We start from the raw sequence: 14,724 nt of genomic DNA on the forward strand, positions 1-14,724 counted from the left end.
GGAAAATGTAAATATTCTGTCTAATATATTAATAATCTCAAATGATACTTTAGAAATATGAATATCGAGCTGCGTCATCTCCGCTACTTTGTCGCCGTTGCCGAAGAGCTGCATTTTGGCCGCGCGGCGGCACGGCTAAATATCTCTCAGCCACCGTTAAGCCAGCAGATACAGATCCTGGAGCAGCAGGTCGGGGCGCGCCTTCTGGCCCGCACCAACCGCAGCGTGAGCCTGACGGCGGCGGGTAAGCAGTTTCTGAACGACAGCCGACAAATTCTGAGCATGGTCGATGACGCCGCCGCTCGGGCAGAACGGCTCTATCTCGGGGAAGCCGGAGAGTTGCGCATCGGGTTTACCTCGTCCGCGCCGTTTATCAGCGCCGTCTCGGAAACCCTGTCGTCATTCCGCCGCCATTTCCCGGATGTTCACATTCAAACGCGCGAGATCAACACCCGCGAGCAGATCGCGCCGCTGAATGAAGGCTCGCTGGATCTGGGGCTGATGCGTAATACCCAGCTGCCGGACTCGCTGGAGTGGGAGGTGATCCTGCGTGAGCCGCTGATGGCCATGATCCCGCACGATCACCCGCTGGCGTCGCGTCCGGCGGTTTCGCTGGCAGAGCTGGCAAAAGAGCCGTTTGTCTTTTTTGACCCGCAGGTTGGAACGGGTCTGTATGACGATATTCTGGGGCTGATGCGCCGCTACGATCTTGCCCCGGTCATCACCCAGGAAGTCGGGGAAGCGATGACGATTATCGGCCTGGTCGCCGCCGGGCTGGGCGTCTCTATTCTTCCAGCCTCCTTTAAACGGGTACAACTGCGCGAAATGCGCTGGGTAACCATTGCCGAAGAGGATGCCGTTTCAGAGATGTGGCTGGTCTGGTCAAAACATCGAGAACAGAGCCACGCCGCGCAGCGCTTCAAACAGCAGTTGATGAACGCCTCTGCCGGGCAGCATTTTCAGGCAAAAGTGGGCAAAAATGTGCGGTAAATCACATGGCTAAGTAAATATTTGACGGCAGCCATACAAGTGCTTCACCATAGCCAACAGTTTATTTCGAAGCTCGAAAATAAGGGAGTACGAGGTGGTCGCGGATAGTCAGCCAGGGCATATTGATCAGATTAAGCAGACCAACGCTGGCGCGGTGTATCGCCTGATTGATCAGCTTGGTCCGGTTTCGCGTATCGATCTTTCGCGCCTGGCACAGCTGGCACCTGCCAGTATCACCAAGATAGTCCGCGAGATGCTGGAAGCACACCTGGTTCAGGAGACGGAAATTCAGGAACCGGGCAGCCGTGGCCGTCCGGCCGTTGGGCTGGTGGTGGAGACGGAGGCCTGGCACTATCTGTCGCTGCGCATCAGCCGGGGGGAAATCTTCCTTGCGCTGCGCGACCTGAGCAGCAAGCTGGTGGTGGAAGACCGTCTTGAACTGCCGCTCAACGCCGAGGAGTCGCTCCTTGAGGCGATAGTCTCGCACATCGATCGCTTCTTTATCCGCCATCAGCAGCGCCTTGAACGCTTAACGGCGATCGCCATCACCATGCCGGGTATTATTGATACCGAAAATGGTATTGTTCACCGCATGCCGTTCTACGACGATGTGAAAGAGATGCCGCTGGGAGAGGTGCTGAAAAACCATACCGGCGTGCCGGTCTATATTCAGCATGACATCAGCGCCTGGACGATGGCGGAAGCGCTGTTCGGCGCGTCCCGGGGCGCGCGGGATGTGATTCAGGTGGTTATCGACCATAACGTCGGCGCGGGGGTGATTACCGACGGACGGCTTCTCCACGCCGGAAGCAGCAGCCTGGTGGAAATCGGCCACACCCAGGTCGACCCGTACGGCAAGCGCTGCTACTGCGGGAACCACGGCTGTCTCGAGACCATTGCCAGCGTGGAAAGCGTGCTGGAACTGGCGCAGGTCCGGCTCAGCCAGTCCATGAGCTCCTCGCTGCACGGACAACCCTTAACGGTGGATTCTCTATGCGCCGCCGCGCGCCAGGGCGATCTGCTGGCGAAGGACATTATTACTGGAGTAGGGAATAACGTTGGCCGCATTCTGGCCATTATGGTGAACCTCTTCAACCCGCAAAAAATCCTCATTGGCTCACCGCTGAGCCAGGCGGCGGAAATCCTCTTCCCGGCGATCTCGGCCTGTATCCATCAGCAGTCGCTTCCCGCCTACAGCAAAAATATTGCGGTAGAAAGCACCCAGTTTTCCAACCAGGGCACGATGGCAGGCGCGGCGCTGGTCAAAGATGCCATGTATAACGGCTCGCTGTTGATCCGCCTGCTACAGGGTTAACTCTTTTCCGCTGATGTAAGAAAAATTGCGCTATCTCAAGCCGGGTAGCGCATGCATCCCGTAGACTTCCTCCACTGAATTATTTACCTGGTTTATATTTTCGAAGCATACCCAAGAGGTGGAGTGAGTCATGCTTAAGCGTTTCTTTGTTACTGGTACAGATACCTCTGTCGGCAAGACCGTCGTATCCCGCGCATTGCTGCAGGCGCTGGCAGCAAGCGGTAAACGCGTGGCAGGGTACAAACCGGTCGCAAAAGGCAGTAAAGAGACGCCAGAAGGATTGCGTAATAAAGACGCCCTGGTGCTGCAAAGCGTCTCGTCATTGGAACTGCCTTATCACGCGGTCAATCCCATTGCGTTAAGCGAAGAGGAGAGCAGCGTAGCGCACAGCGGCCTGATTAATTATCCCCTGTTGTCCGACGGACTGGCGAACCTGAGCGAGAAGGTTGACCACGTAGTGGTTGAAGGGACGGGCGGCTGGCGCAGCCTGATGAATGATTTGCGCCCGCTGTCTGAATGGGTTGTGCAGGAGCAGCTTCCGGTGGTAATGGTGGTAGGGATCCAGGAAGGGTGCATCAACCACGCGCTGCTGACGGCGCAGGCGATTGCCAATGACGGCCTGCCGCTGATTGGCTGGGTGGCAAACCGCATCAACCCGGGCCTGGCGCACTACGCCGAGATTATTGACGTGCTGAGCACCAAACTGCCTGGCCCATTAGTCGGCGAGCTGCCTTATTTGCCACGCGCCGAGCAGCGCGAGCTAGCACAGTACATCGATCTCTCTGCCCTCGGTGGCGTGCTGACCGTAGATCGAGTCGTGGCGTAACGTCCGCGACAATACGGACCCCACCACGCAGGCGACCAGCAAACCGGGCAGTAAAAAATACTGTCCGGTCATTTCACAGACCATCAGCGCCGACATAATGGGCGCATGCGTGGTCGCGGCGAGTAGCGTTGCCATCCCTGCCAGCCCCAGCAAAATAGCCGTTTCAGAACCCGGCAGCCACAGCGCGAAAAACTGCGCGAATAGCATGCCTGTTGCCATGCCGACAAACAGCGTGGGCGTGAACACCCCGCCCGGCGCACCCGATCCGCTGCTCGCCAGTACAGCCAGCAACTTACAGATGAACACTCCGGCAATCACCGACAGCAGCGGCGGCGCGAGCAGAAAAGCCTGAACCACGCTGTAGCCATTCCCCCACACCTTCGGCGTCAGAAGAGACAGCAGCCCAACGATCGCACCGCCCAGCGCTAATTGCCACGGAGGCGAGAGTTTTAAGTGCAGGAAAAGACCGTGGCTGAATGCCATCAACCACATCAGCAGCGGTCCGCAAAGCCCTGCCAGCAGCCCCATGGCGACCAGCAGGGCATAATCGGCTGCGGTGAGTGTGCCGCTCAAATGGACCGCGTAGAGCGTGCCGGTACCCGGCGCCAGGAGCTGCGTGGTGAGCAGCGCCACCACCGCCGCGATAATGACGGGGCCGAGCGAGGCCAGCATCAGGGTGCCAAACAGAATCTCCGCAATAAACAGGCTTCCGGCTAATGGAGCATGGTAGGCGCTGGCCATCCCGGCCGCTGCGCCGCAGGCGATCCATAACTTCCATTCGGATTTGGGCGTAAAGCGCCGGGCAAAAAAGGAGGCGGCGAGGGCAGCAAGCAGGATCATCGCCCCTTCACGCCCGATTGCGCTTCCGCTGGCAACGACAAGCAGAGAGGCAAGGGATTTAACCAGGCTGGCGCCGTAGTCAAACTGACCGTCGCCCGTCTCCAGCGCTTCCATGTAATCGGTAGGGGCATGTGGCCGCTGAGCGGTCAGGCGCTGCCATCCCCAGAGCAGCAGCCCGGCAGCCAGCCCTCCCAGCGCGGGCGTCAGCGCGCGCCGCCAGGGTGAGAGCGACGCGGCGGCATTCACCAGGCTGCCGCTGTCGTTGCTGAGAAGCAGCCACTCCAGCAGATACATGCTGTGGCGGAACACCGCAACAGCCAGCGCGGCCAGCACGCCGGTGACGGTAGCAATCAGCAGTCGACGAAACATCGCGCGGATGTCTGGGTACGTATGAAGACGTTGCATGGGTCGCGAGTAAACGGGAAAGATACAATATTGTGGCGGGAAATCGCGGGGGTGGCAAAAGGTATGCGTGCGGAAAAGCCGGGCGATGCCCGGCCAGAAAGGTTAGCTGTCGGTGTGAATATTCAGCGCCCGGCGCGTACGACCTGAACTCAGATACTCGGCAATATAGTCCTGAGAAATCTCGCCGTTGTAGCGCCCGTCCTCATCTACGATCGGCATCCAGCTGGTGTTGCTCTCATACAGGCGTGACAGCACCACGCGCAGGTTGTCTTCCGCCTTGCCGGTCATGCGGAACGGATGCAGGATGTCGGCGCAGGTCCCGCTGGCGTTACGCGCTTCGCGACGCTTCACAAAGCCCAGCGGCTTGCCGTGCTCGTCGACTACGGTAATCGCGCGAATATCATTATCATCCATGGTCGCAAAGGCTTCGGGAAGCGGAGTAGAGCCCCGCACCGTAATGGTCGGCTGCTGGTCGGTGACGTCGCCCGCCGAGACCAGCAGCAGACGCTTCAGGGTACGGTCCTGACCGACAAACGAGCCGACAAACTCGTTTGCTGGTTTCGCCAGCAGTTCGTCCGGGCTGGCGCACTGCACGATTTTCCCCTGACGGAATACCGCGATACGATCGCCGAGCTTCAGGGCTTCGTCGATATCGTGGCTCACCAGCATGACGGTTTTTTTCAGCTTGCGCTGCATCTCCAGGAACTGGTTCTGGATCACCTCGCGGTTGATCGGGTCCACCGCGCCGAAAGGTTCATCCATCAGCAGTACCGGAGGATCCGCCGCCAGGGCGCGAATCACGCCGATGCGCTGCTGCTGGCCGCCGGACATCTCGCGCGGATAGCGATTCAGGAACTTATGCGGATCCAGCGCCACCATATCCATTAGCTCTTCGGCGCGGGTTTTACAGCGCGCTTTATCCCAGCCCAGCATGCGCGGCACGACGGTAATGTTCTCTTCGATGGTCATGTTCGGGAACAGGCCAATCTGCTGGATCACGTAGCCTATGTTGCGGCGCAGGGTGACGGTGTCCATCCCGCTGGTGTCTTCGCCGTTGATCAGGATCGTCCCGCTGCTTGGGGTAATGAGGCGGTTAATCATCTTCAGTGTGGTGGTCTTCCCGCAGCCGGACGGGCCCAGCAGCACACACATTTCCCCTTCAGGCACGTTCAGGTTGACGTTGTCGACGGCCTTAAAGGTCTGGCCGTGCTTCTGTGAAAATTGTTTGGTGAGGTTTTCCAGTTTTATCATTATCGAATCCCCTTCGGAGTCAGAACCACCTGCAGACGGTGCAGCAGCCAGTCGAGCACAATAGCTAAAAGACAAATCATCAGCGCGCCCGCAATCAACATGCGGATATCACTTCCGCCGATGCCGTTGAGCAGCAGCAGGCCCAAACCGCCCGCGCCGATCACCGCGGCAATCGCCATCACGCCGATGTTCATCACCACGGCGGTGCGGATCCCGCCGAAAATCACCGGCAGCGCCATCGGGATTTCGACCCAGCGCAGGCGCTGCCAGAAGGTCATGCCGATACCGCGTCCGGCTTCACGCAGGCCGGGCGGCAGGCTGTCGAGCGCCGTATGGGTGTTACGCACAATCGGCAGCAGCGAGTAGAGAAATACCGCCGTGATCGCGGGCAGGGCGCCAATTCCCTGACCGATCAGCGAAAACAGCGGGATCATCAGGCCAAACAGCGCAATGGACGGAATGGTCAGCACGATGGTGGCAATCCCCAGCACCGGCGTTGCCAGCCACCTGTGGCGGACAATCAGAATGCCCAGCGGTACGCCGATGAGAATGGCTAAGCCCACGGCCAGCGCCACCAGCCACAGGTGCTGCAGCGTCAGGGTTAAGAGGTAATCCCAGTTGTCCAGAATGTAGTGAATCGTCTCCATAGTGCCTCCTACAGCAGCTGTTTGCTACGCAGGAAATCGCGGGCGACCTGCTGCGGTGACTGATGGTCGATATCCACCTTTTTGTTTAGCTCGGTGATAACGTCGTTGTTGAGCTGGGCCGAGAGGGTGTTGAGCGCCTCTTCCAGGCCGGGGTTGGCCTCCAGCGTGTCTTTACGTACCACCGGCGTCACCGCATAGCTCGGGAAGAAGCCTTTATCGTCTTCTAGCACCTTGAGGTCGAAGCCTTTCACGCGCCCGTCGGTGGTGTAAATCAGCCCGGCGTCGACGAAGCCGTCGCGCACCGCGTTATAGACCAGGCCGGGGTCCATCTGACGGATCTGCGGGCGGTCCAGGTCCATCTTATAGGCGGCCTGAAGCGGCTTCATGCCGTCGCTACGCCCGGCAAACTCCAGGTCTAAGCCCAGCAGCCAGTTTTTGTCCGGGTTGGTTTTACGGATCTGCTCAATCTTCGCCACCATCTCCGACATGGTATTGATATGTTCCGCCTCGGCGCGCTTGCGCTGCATGGCGAAAGCGTAGGTGTTATTCATGTCGGCGGGCTTGAGCCAGACCAGACCGTGCTTCGCGTCCAGGCGTTTCACCGTCTCCCAGGACTCCTGCGGCGACATGCGCTTGTTGATGTGATTAAAGATGATGAGCGACGTGCCGGTGTACTCCCAGGTCATATCAATCTGCTTGTTGATCATCGCGTTGCGGGAGATCACCGTGGCGATATTGGTTTGCGGCTGCACCTGGAATCCTTTCTTCTGCAGGTACTGCACGGTCATCGCCGAGAGAATGTGCTGCTCGGTAAAGCTCTTGGTCGCCAGAATCAGCGGGGCCGCGATGGTCTGGCCGGTGAACAGCGCCGCGGCACACAGCGCCGCCAGGCCGGATATCAGTCTCATAAAAGCTCCTTGTTATTGTTATCGGGGGAGATGGGGACTCATCACGCGACCCAGCGCCGCCAGCAGGGTATCGAGGATCAGGGCGAACAGGGCGGTGGCAGCCGCGCCGAGGATCAGGGTCGGGAAATCGTTCAGGTAAATGCCGGGGAAAATTAGCTCGCCGTAGCTGCTGGCGCCAATCAGGAACGCCAGCGGCGCGGTACCAACGTTAATGGCGGTCGCAATGCGAATGCCGGAGAGCATCACCGGCCAGGCGGCAGGCAGCTCAACCTGGCGCAGACGCTGCCATTTGGTCATCCCGATGCCGTTTGCCGCTTCCAGCAGCGACGGCGGGACCGAGCACAGCCCGGCATAGGTATTGCGGACGATCGGCAGCAGCGAGGCGAGGAACAGGGCGATAATGGCGGGCGTATCGCCAATGCCGATCACCACCATCGCCAGTGCGAGCACGGCCAGCGGCGGCAGCGTGTTGCCTACGTTGAAGATTTGCATCACATATTCGGCGATACCCCGTGCGGCCGGGCGGCTCAGCAGAATACCGGCCGGAATACCCACCATCAGGGCAAAGAACATTGATGAGAAAACCAGAATCATGTGCTGTTGCCCGAGGTAGACCAGGTCAACCTGACGCGCCTTGATCGTTTCCAGTCCGATACCCCAGACGAGGAGGGCGAGGACCACGATAATGGCGCCGACAAACAGCAGCGAACGTTTGAGTAAAGGGTGCATTGCGGTGTGTCTCCCTGTGCGCATGCGTTATAGCAACCACCGGTTGCCTGTTGTTATGCCATGTTTCGGCAGGGGTATTTCACCTATAGCAAGCGTTTGGGAAGGGTTCCAGCGAAGGGGTAAAATCAGTAACCCTATGAAAACAGTGGCAACCTTAAGCCAGGCCTTACGGCGAAAGGCCTGATTGTGTGGCGGGCAGAATAGTCCTAAAGCGAATCTTTAGATGTGACAACGTCACATCTAAAGAGATCTTACACCGAAAAAAGGTCATTATCTTCATAGAGTGGCACGCACCCGTCGAACCCGCGACGAGACGGTGATAATTGATACCACGGCGACAACCGCAAGCATCAACCCCAGCGCCAGCATGGCGTTGAAGCCAATCCATCTGAACAGCAGCAGCCCCGCGATACCGCCCGTAATGAACGAAAACAGGGTGGTTAAGTGGGTTTTTAGCTGACTTTTTTGCGCCGCCGTATCTTTGGAGTAATCCCTGCGCAGCATCGCGACCATGACGGAGGCCAGGGAAATCCCCGCGTCCGTTAGCGTGCCGGTAATGTGCGTCGATCTCACTCGTCCGCCGGAAAGCTGCGTGGAGGTGGAATTATGAATGCCCATCAGAAAGCAGAGAAAAAGAATAATTTCGCGGTTGTTGTTGAGAGCATGGAAATACATTTCGTAGAAGGAAACGCCGGTCAGTAATATCCCCTCGACAAAAAGGATCTGGCAAAAAACCAGCCTGACGTTATGGATAATACCCCATATGACAATTGTGCGCGCAATAATGGCGCCAGCCACAAATGAGAGAATAATCGAGCCGAAGAAAATAATATCGCTCAGATCGGTAGAAGAAACTTCGCTGGATAACTGTGAGGTGTTGCCGGTCATGTGTGAGGGAAAAAAACCAAATGCCCCAAGGGCGATGGCGTTAAGCAAACCTGCCGAGGTCGCCAGCCAGAGAGCAAGCCGGCGATCCTCCTTATGCGTTCGTTCTTTCTTGAGTCTTATCAGCAAGAATACCTCCGGGTTGAGCTTTGCCTGCCTATTCAGGCTAGCAAAGCGATTCAACGGGCTGTCCAGGATATGGCTTAATTATTATTCCCTCTGACGACTTTCAGGGTTTCGTAATTAAATAAAACAGCCTCGTTGCGGTATTCATTCAGGCATTAAGTTTTACACCATGCCGTTATTGCCGTGACGCAAAAATGCCGGACGCTGGTTAAGGCGCTCGAACCACGCCTCAATGGCGGGCACGCCTGGCTTATCAAACGGCGTCATTTTCCAGCGATTCACCGACAGCCCAAGCACGACGTCCGCAAGGGTAAACGTCTCGCCCGCCGCAAAAGCCCCGGTGCGCTGCAGCTGGTTTTCCAGAATGGTGATGCAGTGGTTCCACTCCTTGATTCCCGCCGCAATGCGCTCAGGGTCGTTAAAGTCCGGGTTTTTACGCCCCAGGGCCGGGAAGACATAGCGCCAGGCGTTGTTAAATTCAGTGGCCTGCCAGTCCATCCAGCGCTCAACGTTGGCGCAGGCCTGCGGTTCTGTGGGCAGCAGATCGTGACGTTCGGCCTTGCGCGCCAGATAACGGCAGATGGAATTGGACTCCCACAGCACGAAATCGCCATCAATCAGCACCGGCACCATGGCGTTGGGGTTCAGTGCGCGGAAGGCATCCGTTTCCGTCGAGGCAAAACCGCTGCCGTAATCTTCCTGCTGATAGGCTATGCCCGCTTCTTCGCAGGTCCAGAGCACTTTACGAACGTTGATGGAAGTGGTTTTGCCGAGGATGCTGATCATTGCGCAGGTGTCCTTTAATGGATGTTATTGTTTAAAAACAATACACCAGATGTGCCAGAGAGGTTGGGGCAAAATTTGGTGGGGGCAACTGAAGGTAGTAGTGCGAAGCACTTTCGGAGAGCACTTCGCAGTCTAAAACTGATTTAAACAGGCTGTTGGCTACAGTGGCTGGTATAGAAACTTATACCGTTTCCATCCGGATCCTGCAGGGAAAAATAATGATGTCCAAATAGAGTTTCCTGCGCAATTTCCTGAGCTGAATATCCCTTTGCGATGAGGCCAGTTCGATACGTTTCAAGTTCCGATCTGGAATGGCCCGCGATCATGAGATCAATTTTTTCTGCAGCAAAATCTGGCCGCTGACCAACGCGGCTGATATGCAGACTCTGCGTTTCAGGCACATCCTTTTCGGTCAACAATAATTGGGTGCCGCCGCGTAACTCAATAATCGCCATGCCCGGAAATTTGTCGAGCGCACGCAGGCCTAGCCCCTGGTAAAATGCATAGCTGGCATCAACATCGTTCACTTTCATCACAAAATGTGCGAGTGCTGCAGAGGGTAATAATTCATTCATTTTCTTGCCTTTCATAGGCTTATCAGGAAATGAACGCATTGCAATCTTGTCGGGCAAGGCTTGCAGTGCTAATGTGACTGGCCAGTCGAAAACATTATCCGACTGATCAGTCGAATTAAGCAAGGGGAAATCGTGACGCGCAAAAAAGAAATCGATCGGGAGCTGGTTTTAGATGCTGCTGAAAGCATCATCCTTGAGTCTGGAGGGCGCGTATTTACGCTGGATGCCGTCGCGGAACGTGCTGGCATCAGTAAAGGCGGCCTTGTGTATACCTTTTCATCAAAGGATGGCCTGATTTACGCCGTGCTTGAGCGCGAAGTGACGCGTTTCCAGCAGGCAGTCAGTCAGCGTCTTACAGCTACCGCCGCAGGGCCACGAGAATTAATTCTTGCGCACATCGAGGAAGCGCTGGAGGAAGAGGATGCCGTAACACAGATGGCGGCGTTTCTTATTACGGCTCTCGTGCATGCGCCAGGTATGCTGGCGCCCGCTCGCAACCTGTATCGCACACTCCTCGAACCGCTATGCGAGGCTGGAGAGGAGATGGCCGATGTCAGGCACGCGTTTCTCGCTGTAGAAGGCATATTCCTGCTACGCGGACTGGGGCTCGCTGATATCCCGGCAGGCGAAATAAAATCGGTATTGCGTCACGCGCGTGAAATGATTTTGGCGGCGTTGGCACGAACCTGCTGAGACAATACAATAAAAGCACCTGTTCAATAGATGCTTTTATTCAGAAAATATGTCTTAGATTTTGCCCAGCAGAATATTCAACATGCGGCGCAAGGGCTCCGCCGCTCCCCACAATAGCTGATCGCCAACCGTCAGAACCGAATATATTGGATCGTTGTTGAGAGACATTTTCTTGTAACGGCCAATACCAACCTGAAGCGAACCGCTGATATAAGCCGGGGTCAATTTACTGACGCTTTCAACCTTGTTATTGGGCACATAGTTAACCCAGGGATGAGAATGCGTCACTAACGCTGCAAATTCTTCTTCGCTGACGTCACGCCTGAGCTTCATGGTGATTGCGGCGCTGTGGCAGCGTATCACGCCAACACGAATACACAATCCATTTACCGGGATCGCACCAGGAGACAAACCAAGAATTTTGTTTGTTTCGGCTTCACCTTTCCACTCTTCACGGCTATTACCATCCCCTAAATCGCTGTCAATCCACGGTATAATGCTGCCCATTAAAGGCGCGCCGAAATTCTGTATCGGCATGTCAGCGCTATTAATTAACGCACTGACTTTATTGACTAAAGGCAGCACTGAACCTGATGATGCCAGTTCATCAGAGGACAAATGCTCACTGATCCAGGCACTTTGAACAATTAATTCCCTGACATATTGCGCTCCCGCACCTGATGCAGACTGATAGGTCATAACGCTCATCCATTCGATCAGGTCAGCCTTAATCAACCCTGCCAGCCCCATAAGACTCAGCGTGATGGAACAGTTGCCACCGACAAAAAGTTTAATTCCCTCTTTAACGGCACGATCAATCGTGGGGCGATTGACGGGGTCGAGAATAATGCAGGCTTTCTCATCCATCCGTAGCGCTGAGGCCGCGTCAATCCAGTAGCCTTGCCAGCCACAATTAATCAAAGCAGGATAGATTGCTTTTGTGTAATCACCGCCCTGACAGGTAATGATGATATCCATTTCGGCCAGGTCACTGATAGAATTAGCATCTTTGAGTGTGTAGCTGACGCCGCCAATGACTGGACCGGCGGCCCCGGCGCTTGAAGTACTGTAAAAATGCGCTGAGATATCGTCGAAGTCGTTCTCTTCGACCATTCTCTGTAATAAAACAGAACCAACCATTCCTCGCCAACCAACAATACCAACCTGCTTCATTTGTTTAGCCTTATCAACGTTACAAGAATGTTAATTTCCGCAGCAGGTTATATCTCATCCAAACATGAAGATCACTACGAACTGCAGCTAATTCCTTCATTATTAAAATGTTTCATAAGACATCAGCAATATTTATACCTGATGCAGCCATCAGTTAAAAAACGATCGCAGGCATGACGTGCAATGACTGTCAATTAAGAATGAAAGAGCAATTATTAAGAAACGAATCTCTGGCAAAGGGGGAGCCCGGAATTGGCTGCCGGGCCTGGTGAATAGTTCAAAATTGGTGATGATTGTTCAGACAATCAGGCCGCCTTCACTGCCCTGATTTTTTTCGTGTCAGCCGCATCGGATTCTGTTTTATCCGCTACCGCTGGAGCAGTGAGATCGGGAAGCTTGCTGGTACGAAGAATATGCTGCACGGTCTCTTTCTGCTCGGCGAGATACAGGCCAAGATTTTCAGCCTGCGTTTCATCCATCTGCATTCCGCTTTGCAACAGCCAGTCGGTGAACGCGTCGGCCATATCAAGCAGCTTGTCATGAGCGTCAGCCTCTTTCTTACTGGCAAATGTCATTTTCTCTTCACCTTTTCTTACGACAACAAATTTTGTTTCAACAGCCATCGTTCACCTCGCTATACTGTATTTATATACAGTATATCAGCAACAGATCGATGTTGCAGCAAAATATGCATTACTGGCGAAGCTGCTGCGTTTCGGGGCCACCTATACTGCGCCGCCATGCCCCAGGCGCCTGACCATACTGACGCTTAAAGCTGCGGTTGAAGGACTGCTGGGAATCAAAGCCCAGCGCGATCGCCACGTTCAGAATCGGTTCGTCGCTGTGGGATAACCGCTCAACCGATTTTTGCAGCTTTTGCGCGCGAATATACCCGGCGAGGGGATAGCCCGTATGCTCTTTGAACAGGCGCTGGAGGTGCCATTTCGAGTAGCCGGAACGCCTGGCGACGGTCTCAATGTCCAGGCGACTGTCCAGGTTGTTGTCGATCCAGTCGAGTAAATCATGCATAAATGCGCCAGTGTTCATCTGGTTACCCCCACGCAGCGGATGAAAAAGTATCTTTGTCTGTTGCATTTAAAGGTGGCGCGTTTTTTCAGTAATTGCAAGTTTTATTGTTGCATTTAAAACCCTGACCGAAACGGGTCTTTTCACATCCGCTCAAATAGCACATAAAGTGCAACAATTATTCTTGCACTTAGTTAAGCGCCTTCCTACAATCGCCGCGAATAGTGTATTCGCAACTGTTACAGTTTTGTGGCGATGAACGACACAAATGGCCTGAAGACAGCCCCCGGACAAAGGAAGTGGCGCGGTGCCTCCTGCTGCGTCTTGCCCGGTGGCGACAATTACTGGAATAAAAATAATGAGCCTGCAAAAAACCTGGGGTAACTCTCCTCTGAGCGCGCTGGGGGCCATGTTGCTCTCCGTGCTGCTCGTCGGATGCGATAACAGCGTCGCGCAAAATGCCGCGCCACCTGCGCCTGCCGTGAGTGCCGCTGACGTGGTGGTGAAATCGATTAGCCAGTGGGATAGCTTTAACGGCCGGATTGAAGCGGTGGAGAGCGTTCAGCTGCGCCCGCGCGTTTCCGGCTACATTGATAAGGTGAATTACACCGACGGCCAGGAAGTGAAGAAGGGCGAGGTGCTGTTCACCATTGATGACCGTACCTATCGCGCCGCGCTGGAACAGGCGCAGGCGAACCTGGCAAGAGCCAAAACGCAGGCCAGCCTCGCGCAAAGTGAGGCTAACCGTACCGATAAGCTGATCAATACCCATCTGGTCTCACGGGAAGAGTGGGAGCAGCGACGTTCGGCTGCCGTTCAGGCGCAGGCCGACATTCGCGCCGCGCAGGCGGCGGTTGACGCAGCCCAGCTCAACCTGGACTTCACCAAAGTGACCGCGCCTATTGACGGTCGCGCCAGCCGGGCGCTGATCACCAGCGGGAACCTGGTGACTGCGGGCGATACCGCCAGCGTCCTCACCACGCTGGTCTCGCAGAAGACGGTGTACGTCTACTTTGACGTGGACGAGTCAACCTATCTTCACTATCAAAATCTGGCCCGCAGCGGGCAGTGGGCGTCCAGCAATCACACGGCGCTGCCGGTTGAGATTGGCCTGACGGGCGAGGAGGGTTATCCCCATCAGGGCAAAGTGGATTTCCTGGATAACCAGCTCACGCCGAGCACCGGGACCATCCGCATGCGCGCGCTGCTGGATAACTCACAGCGTCAGTTCACGCCAGGGCTGTTTGCCCGCGTACGCCTGCCGGGCAGCGCGGAATTCAAAGCCACGCTGATTGACGACAAGGCGGTGCTGACCGATCAGGATCGTAAATACGTTTATATCGTCGATAAAGAGGGGAAAGCACAGCGTCGCGACATTACGCCGGGTCGTCTGGCAGACGGTTTACGCATCGTGCGGCAGGGGCTGAATCCTGGCGACAAAGTCATCGTCGAGGGTTTACAGAAAGTGTTTATGCCGGGTATGCCGGTTAACGCCAAAACCGTTGCCATGACCGCCACCAGCGCCCTCAACTGATCCCTTGACCTGAGA

General features: G+C 55.7%; 16 protein-coding genes. 5 read left to right on the plus strand and 11 right to left on the minus strand.

Annotated features, from left to right (window positions below; translation table 11 throughout):
* Nucleotides 1–57 precede the first annotated feature (57 nt).
* The 3 genes from F0319_RS09815 to bioD all read left to right on the plus strand — a co-directional run bounded on the left by F0319_RS09815 (nucleotide 58) and on the right by bioD (nucleotide 3,131).
* Nucleotides 58–990 carry a LysR family transcriptional regulator gene (locus tag F0319_RS09815; protein WP_126303215.1) on the plus strand — a complete coding sequence of 311 codons (933 nt, stop codon included), beginning with the start codon at nucleotides 58–60 and terminating at the stop codon, nucleotides 988–990.
* Nucleotides 991–1,084: 94 nt separating this feature from the next.
* A complete protein-coding gene (gene mlc / locus F0319_RS09820; protein ID WP_111965729.1) occupies nucleotides 1,085–2,305 on the plus strand; it encodes a sugar metabolism global transcriptional regulator Mlc in 1,221 nt (406 codons plus the stop codon).
* Between the two features lie 130 nt (nucleotides 2,306–2,435).
* A complete protein-coding gene (bioD, locus tag F0319_RS09825) occupies nucleotides 2,436–3,131 on the plus strand; it encodes a dethiobiotin synthase (protein WP_111965730.1) in 696 nt (231 codons plus the stop codon).
* On the opposite strand, the gene clcB is transcribed toward bioD, so the two are convergent.
* From clcB to F0319_RS09865, 8 genes are all read right to left on the minus strand, one after another.
* Nucleotides 3,066–4,376: a voltage-gated ClC-type chloride channel ClcB gene (clcB, locus tag F0319_RS09830; RefSeq protein WP_149366790.1), complete on the minus strand. Its 1,311-nt coding sequence runs from the start codon at nucleotides 4,374–4,376 to the stop codon at nucleotides 3,066–3,068. The genes bioD and clcB overlap by 66 nt on opposite strands.
* Nucleotides 4,377–4,478: 102 nt before the next feature.
* Entirely contained in the window at nucleotides 4,479–5,627 is a 1,149-nt protein-coding gene (osmV, locus tag F0319_RS09835) for an osmoprotectant ABC transporter ATP-binding protein OsmV (RefSeq protein ID WP_149366791.1), read from the minus strand.
* Nucleotides 5,627–6,274, minus strand: coding sequence for an osmoprotectant ABC transporter permease OsmW (gene osmW, locus F0319_RS09840; protein ID WP_021241193.1), 648 nt, complete (start codon nucleotides 6,272–6,274; stop codon nucleotides 5,627–5,629). The genes osmV and osmW overlap by 1 nt, the downstream gene beginning before the upstream one ends.
* Nucleotides 6,275–6,282: 8 nt before the next feature.
* Nucleotides 6,283–7,182, minus strand: coding sequence for an osmoprotectant ABC transporter substrate-binding protein OsmX (gene osmX, locus F0319_RS09845; protein WP_149366792.1), 900 nt, complete (start codon nucleotides 7,180–7,182; stop codon nucleotides 6,283–6,285).
* 18 nt (nucleotides 7,183–7,200) lie between these two features.
* A complete protein-coding gene (osmY, locus tag F0319_RS09850; RefSeq protein ID WP_111965734.1) occupies nucleotides 7,201–7,911 on the minus strand; it encodes an osmoprotectant ABC transporter permease OsmY in 711 nt (236 codons plus the stop codon).
* Between the two features lie 276 nt (nucleotides 7,912–8,187).
* Nucleotides 8,188–8,925 carry a YoaK family protein gene (locus tag F0319_RS09855; protein WP_111965735.1) on the minus strand — a complete coding sequence of 246 codons (738 nt, stop codon included), beginning with the start codon at nucleotides 8,923–8,925 and terminating at the stop codon, nucleotides 8,188–8,190.
* 159 nt (nucleotides 8,926–9,084) lie between these two features.
* Nucleotides 9,085–9,708, minus strand: coding sequence for a glutathione S-transferase family protein (locus F0319_RS09860; protein WP_149366793.1), 624 nt, complete (start codon nucleotides 9,706–9,708; stop codon nucleotides 9,085–9,087).
* 143 nt (nucleotides 9,709–9,851) lie between these two features.
* Complete coding sequence (locus F0319_RS09865; RefSeq protein WP_240168087.1) at nucleotides 9,852–10,406, minus strand: VOC family protein; 555 nt, start codon at nucleotides 10,404–10,406, stop codon at nucleotides 9,852–9,854.
* A gap of 9 nt (nucleotides 10,407–10,415) precedes the next feature.
* Here F0319_RS09865 and F0319_RS09870 point away from each other — a divergent pair, with 9 nt between their 5' ends.
* Nucleotides 10,416–10,976, plus strand: a complete 561-nt coding sequence (locus tag F0319_RS09870) for a TetR/AcrR family transcriptional regulator (RefSeq protein WP_149366794.1) — start codon at nucleotides 10,416–10,418, stop codon at nucleotides 10,974–10,976.
* A 54-nt stretch (nucleotides 10,977–11,030) separates the two neighbouring features.
* On the opposite strand, the gene asd is transcribed toward F0319_RS09870, so the two are convergent.
* The 3 genes from asd to F0319_RS09885 all read right to left on the minus strand — a co-directional run bounded on the left by asd (nucleotide 11,031) and on the right by F0319_RS09885 (nucleotide 13,196).
* Entirely contained in the window at nucleotides 11,031–12,149 is a 1,119-nt protein-coding gene (asd, locus tag F0319_RS09875; protein WP_111965739.1) for an aspartate-semialdehyde dehydrogenase, read from the minus strand.
* A 305-nt stretch (nucleotides 12,150–12,454) separates the two neighbouring features.
* A complete protein-coding gene (locus F0319_RS09880; RefSeq protein WP_059365166.1) occupies nucleotides 12,455–12,772 on the minus strand; it encodes a YebG family protein in 318 nt (105 codons plus the stop codon).
* A gap of 70 nt (nucleotides 12,773–12,842) precedes the next feature.
* Nucleotides 12,843–13,196 carry a helix-turn-helix domain-containing protein gene (locus tag F0319_RS09885; RefSeq protein ID WP_115874926.1) on the minus strand — a complete coding sequence of 118 codons (354 nt, stop codon included), beginning with the start codon at nucleotides 13,194–13,196 and terminating at the stop codon, nucleotides 12,843–12,845.
* A 337-nt stretch (nucleotides 13,197–13,533) separates the two neighbouring features.
* Here F0319_RS09885 and oqxA point away from each other — a divergent pair, with 337 nt between their 5' ends.
* Nucleotides 13,534–14,709 carry a multidrug efflux RND transporter periplasmic adaptor subunit OqxA gene (gene oqxA / locus F0319_RS09890; RefSeq protein WP_149366795.1) on the plus strand — a complete coding sequence of 392 codons (1,176 nt, stop codon included), beginning with the start codon at nucleotides 13,534–13,536 and terminating at the stop codon, nucleotides 14,707–14,709.
* Nucleotides 14,710–14,724: the final 15 nt, after the last annotated feature.

The sequence above is a fragment of the Enterobacter vonholyi genome (genome assembly GCF_008364555.1).
Classification (GTDB): domain Bacteria; phylum Pseudomonadota; class Gammaproteobacteria; order Enterobacterales; family Enterobacteriaceae; genus Enterobacter; species Enterobacter vonholyi.

Coding starts and splice junctions, on each gene's coding strand:
- F0319_RS09815 (WP_126303215.1), top strand. CDS start 58: ATGAATATCGAGCTGCGTCATCTCCGCTACTTTGTCGCCGTTGCCGAA.
- bioD (WP_111965730.1), top strand. CDS start 2,436: ATGCTTAAGCGTTTCTTTGTTACTGGTACAGATACCTCTGTCGGCAAG.
- clcB (WP_149366790.1), bottom strand. CDS start 4,376: ATGCAACGTCTTCATACGTACCCAGACATCCGCGCGATGTTTCGTCGA.
- osmV (WP_149366791.1), bottom strand. CDS start 5,627: ATGATAAAACTGGAAAACCTCACCAAACAATTTTCACAGAAGCACGGC.
- osmW (WP_021241193.1), bottom strand. CDS start 6,274: ATGGAGACGATTCACTACATTCTGGACAACTGGGATTACCTCTTAACC.
- osmX (WP_149366792.1), bottom strand. CDS start 7,182: ATGAGACTGATATCCGGCCTGGCGGCGCTGTGTGCCGCGGCGCTGTTC.
- osmY (WP_111965734.1), bottom strand. CDS start 7,911: ATGCACCCTTTACTCAAACGTTCGCTGCTGTTTGTCGGCGCCATTATC.
- F0319_RS09860 (WP_149366793.1), bottom strand. CDS start 9,708: ATGATCAGCATCCTCGGCAAAACCACTTCCATCAACGTTCGTAAAGTG.
- asd (WP_111965739.1), bottom strand. CDS start 12,149: ATGAAGCAGGTTGGTATTGTTGGTTGGCGAGGAATGGTTGGTTCTGTT.
- F0319_RS09880 (WP_059365166.1), bottom strand. CDS start 12,772: ATGGCTGTTGAAACAAAATTTGTTGTCGTAAGAAAAGGTGAAGAGAAA.
- F0319_RS09885 (WP_115874926.1), bottom strand. CDS start 13,196: ATGAACACTGGCGCATTTATGCATGATTTACTCGACTGGATCGACAAC.
- oqxA (WP_149366795.1), top strand. CDS start 13,534: ATGAGCCTGCAAAAAACCTGGGGTAACTCTCCTCTGAGCGCGCTGGGG.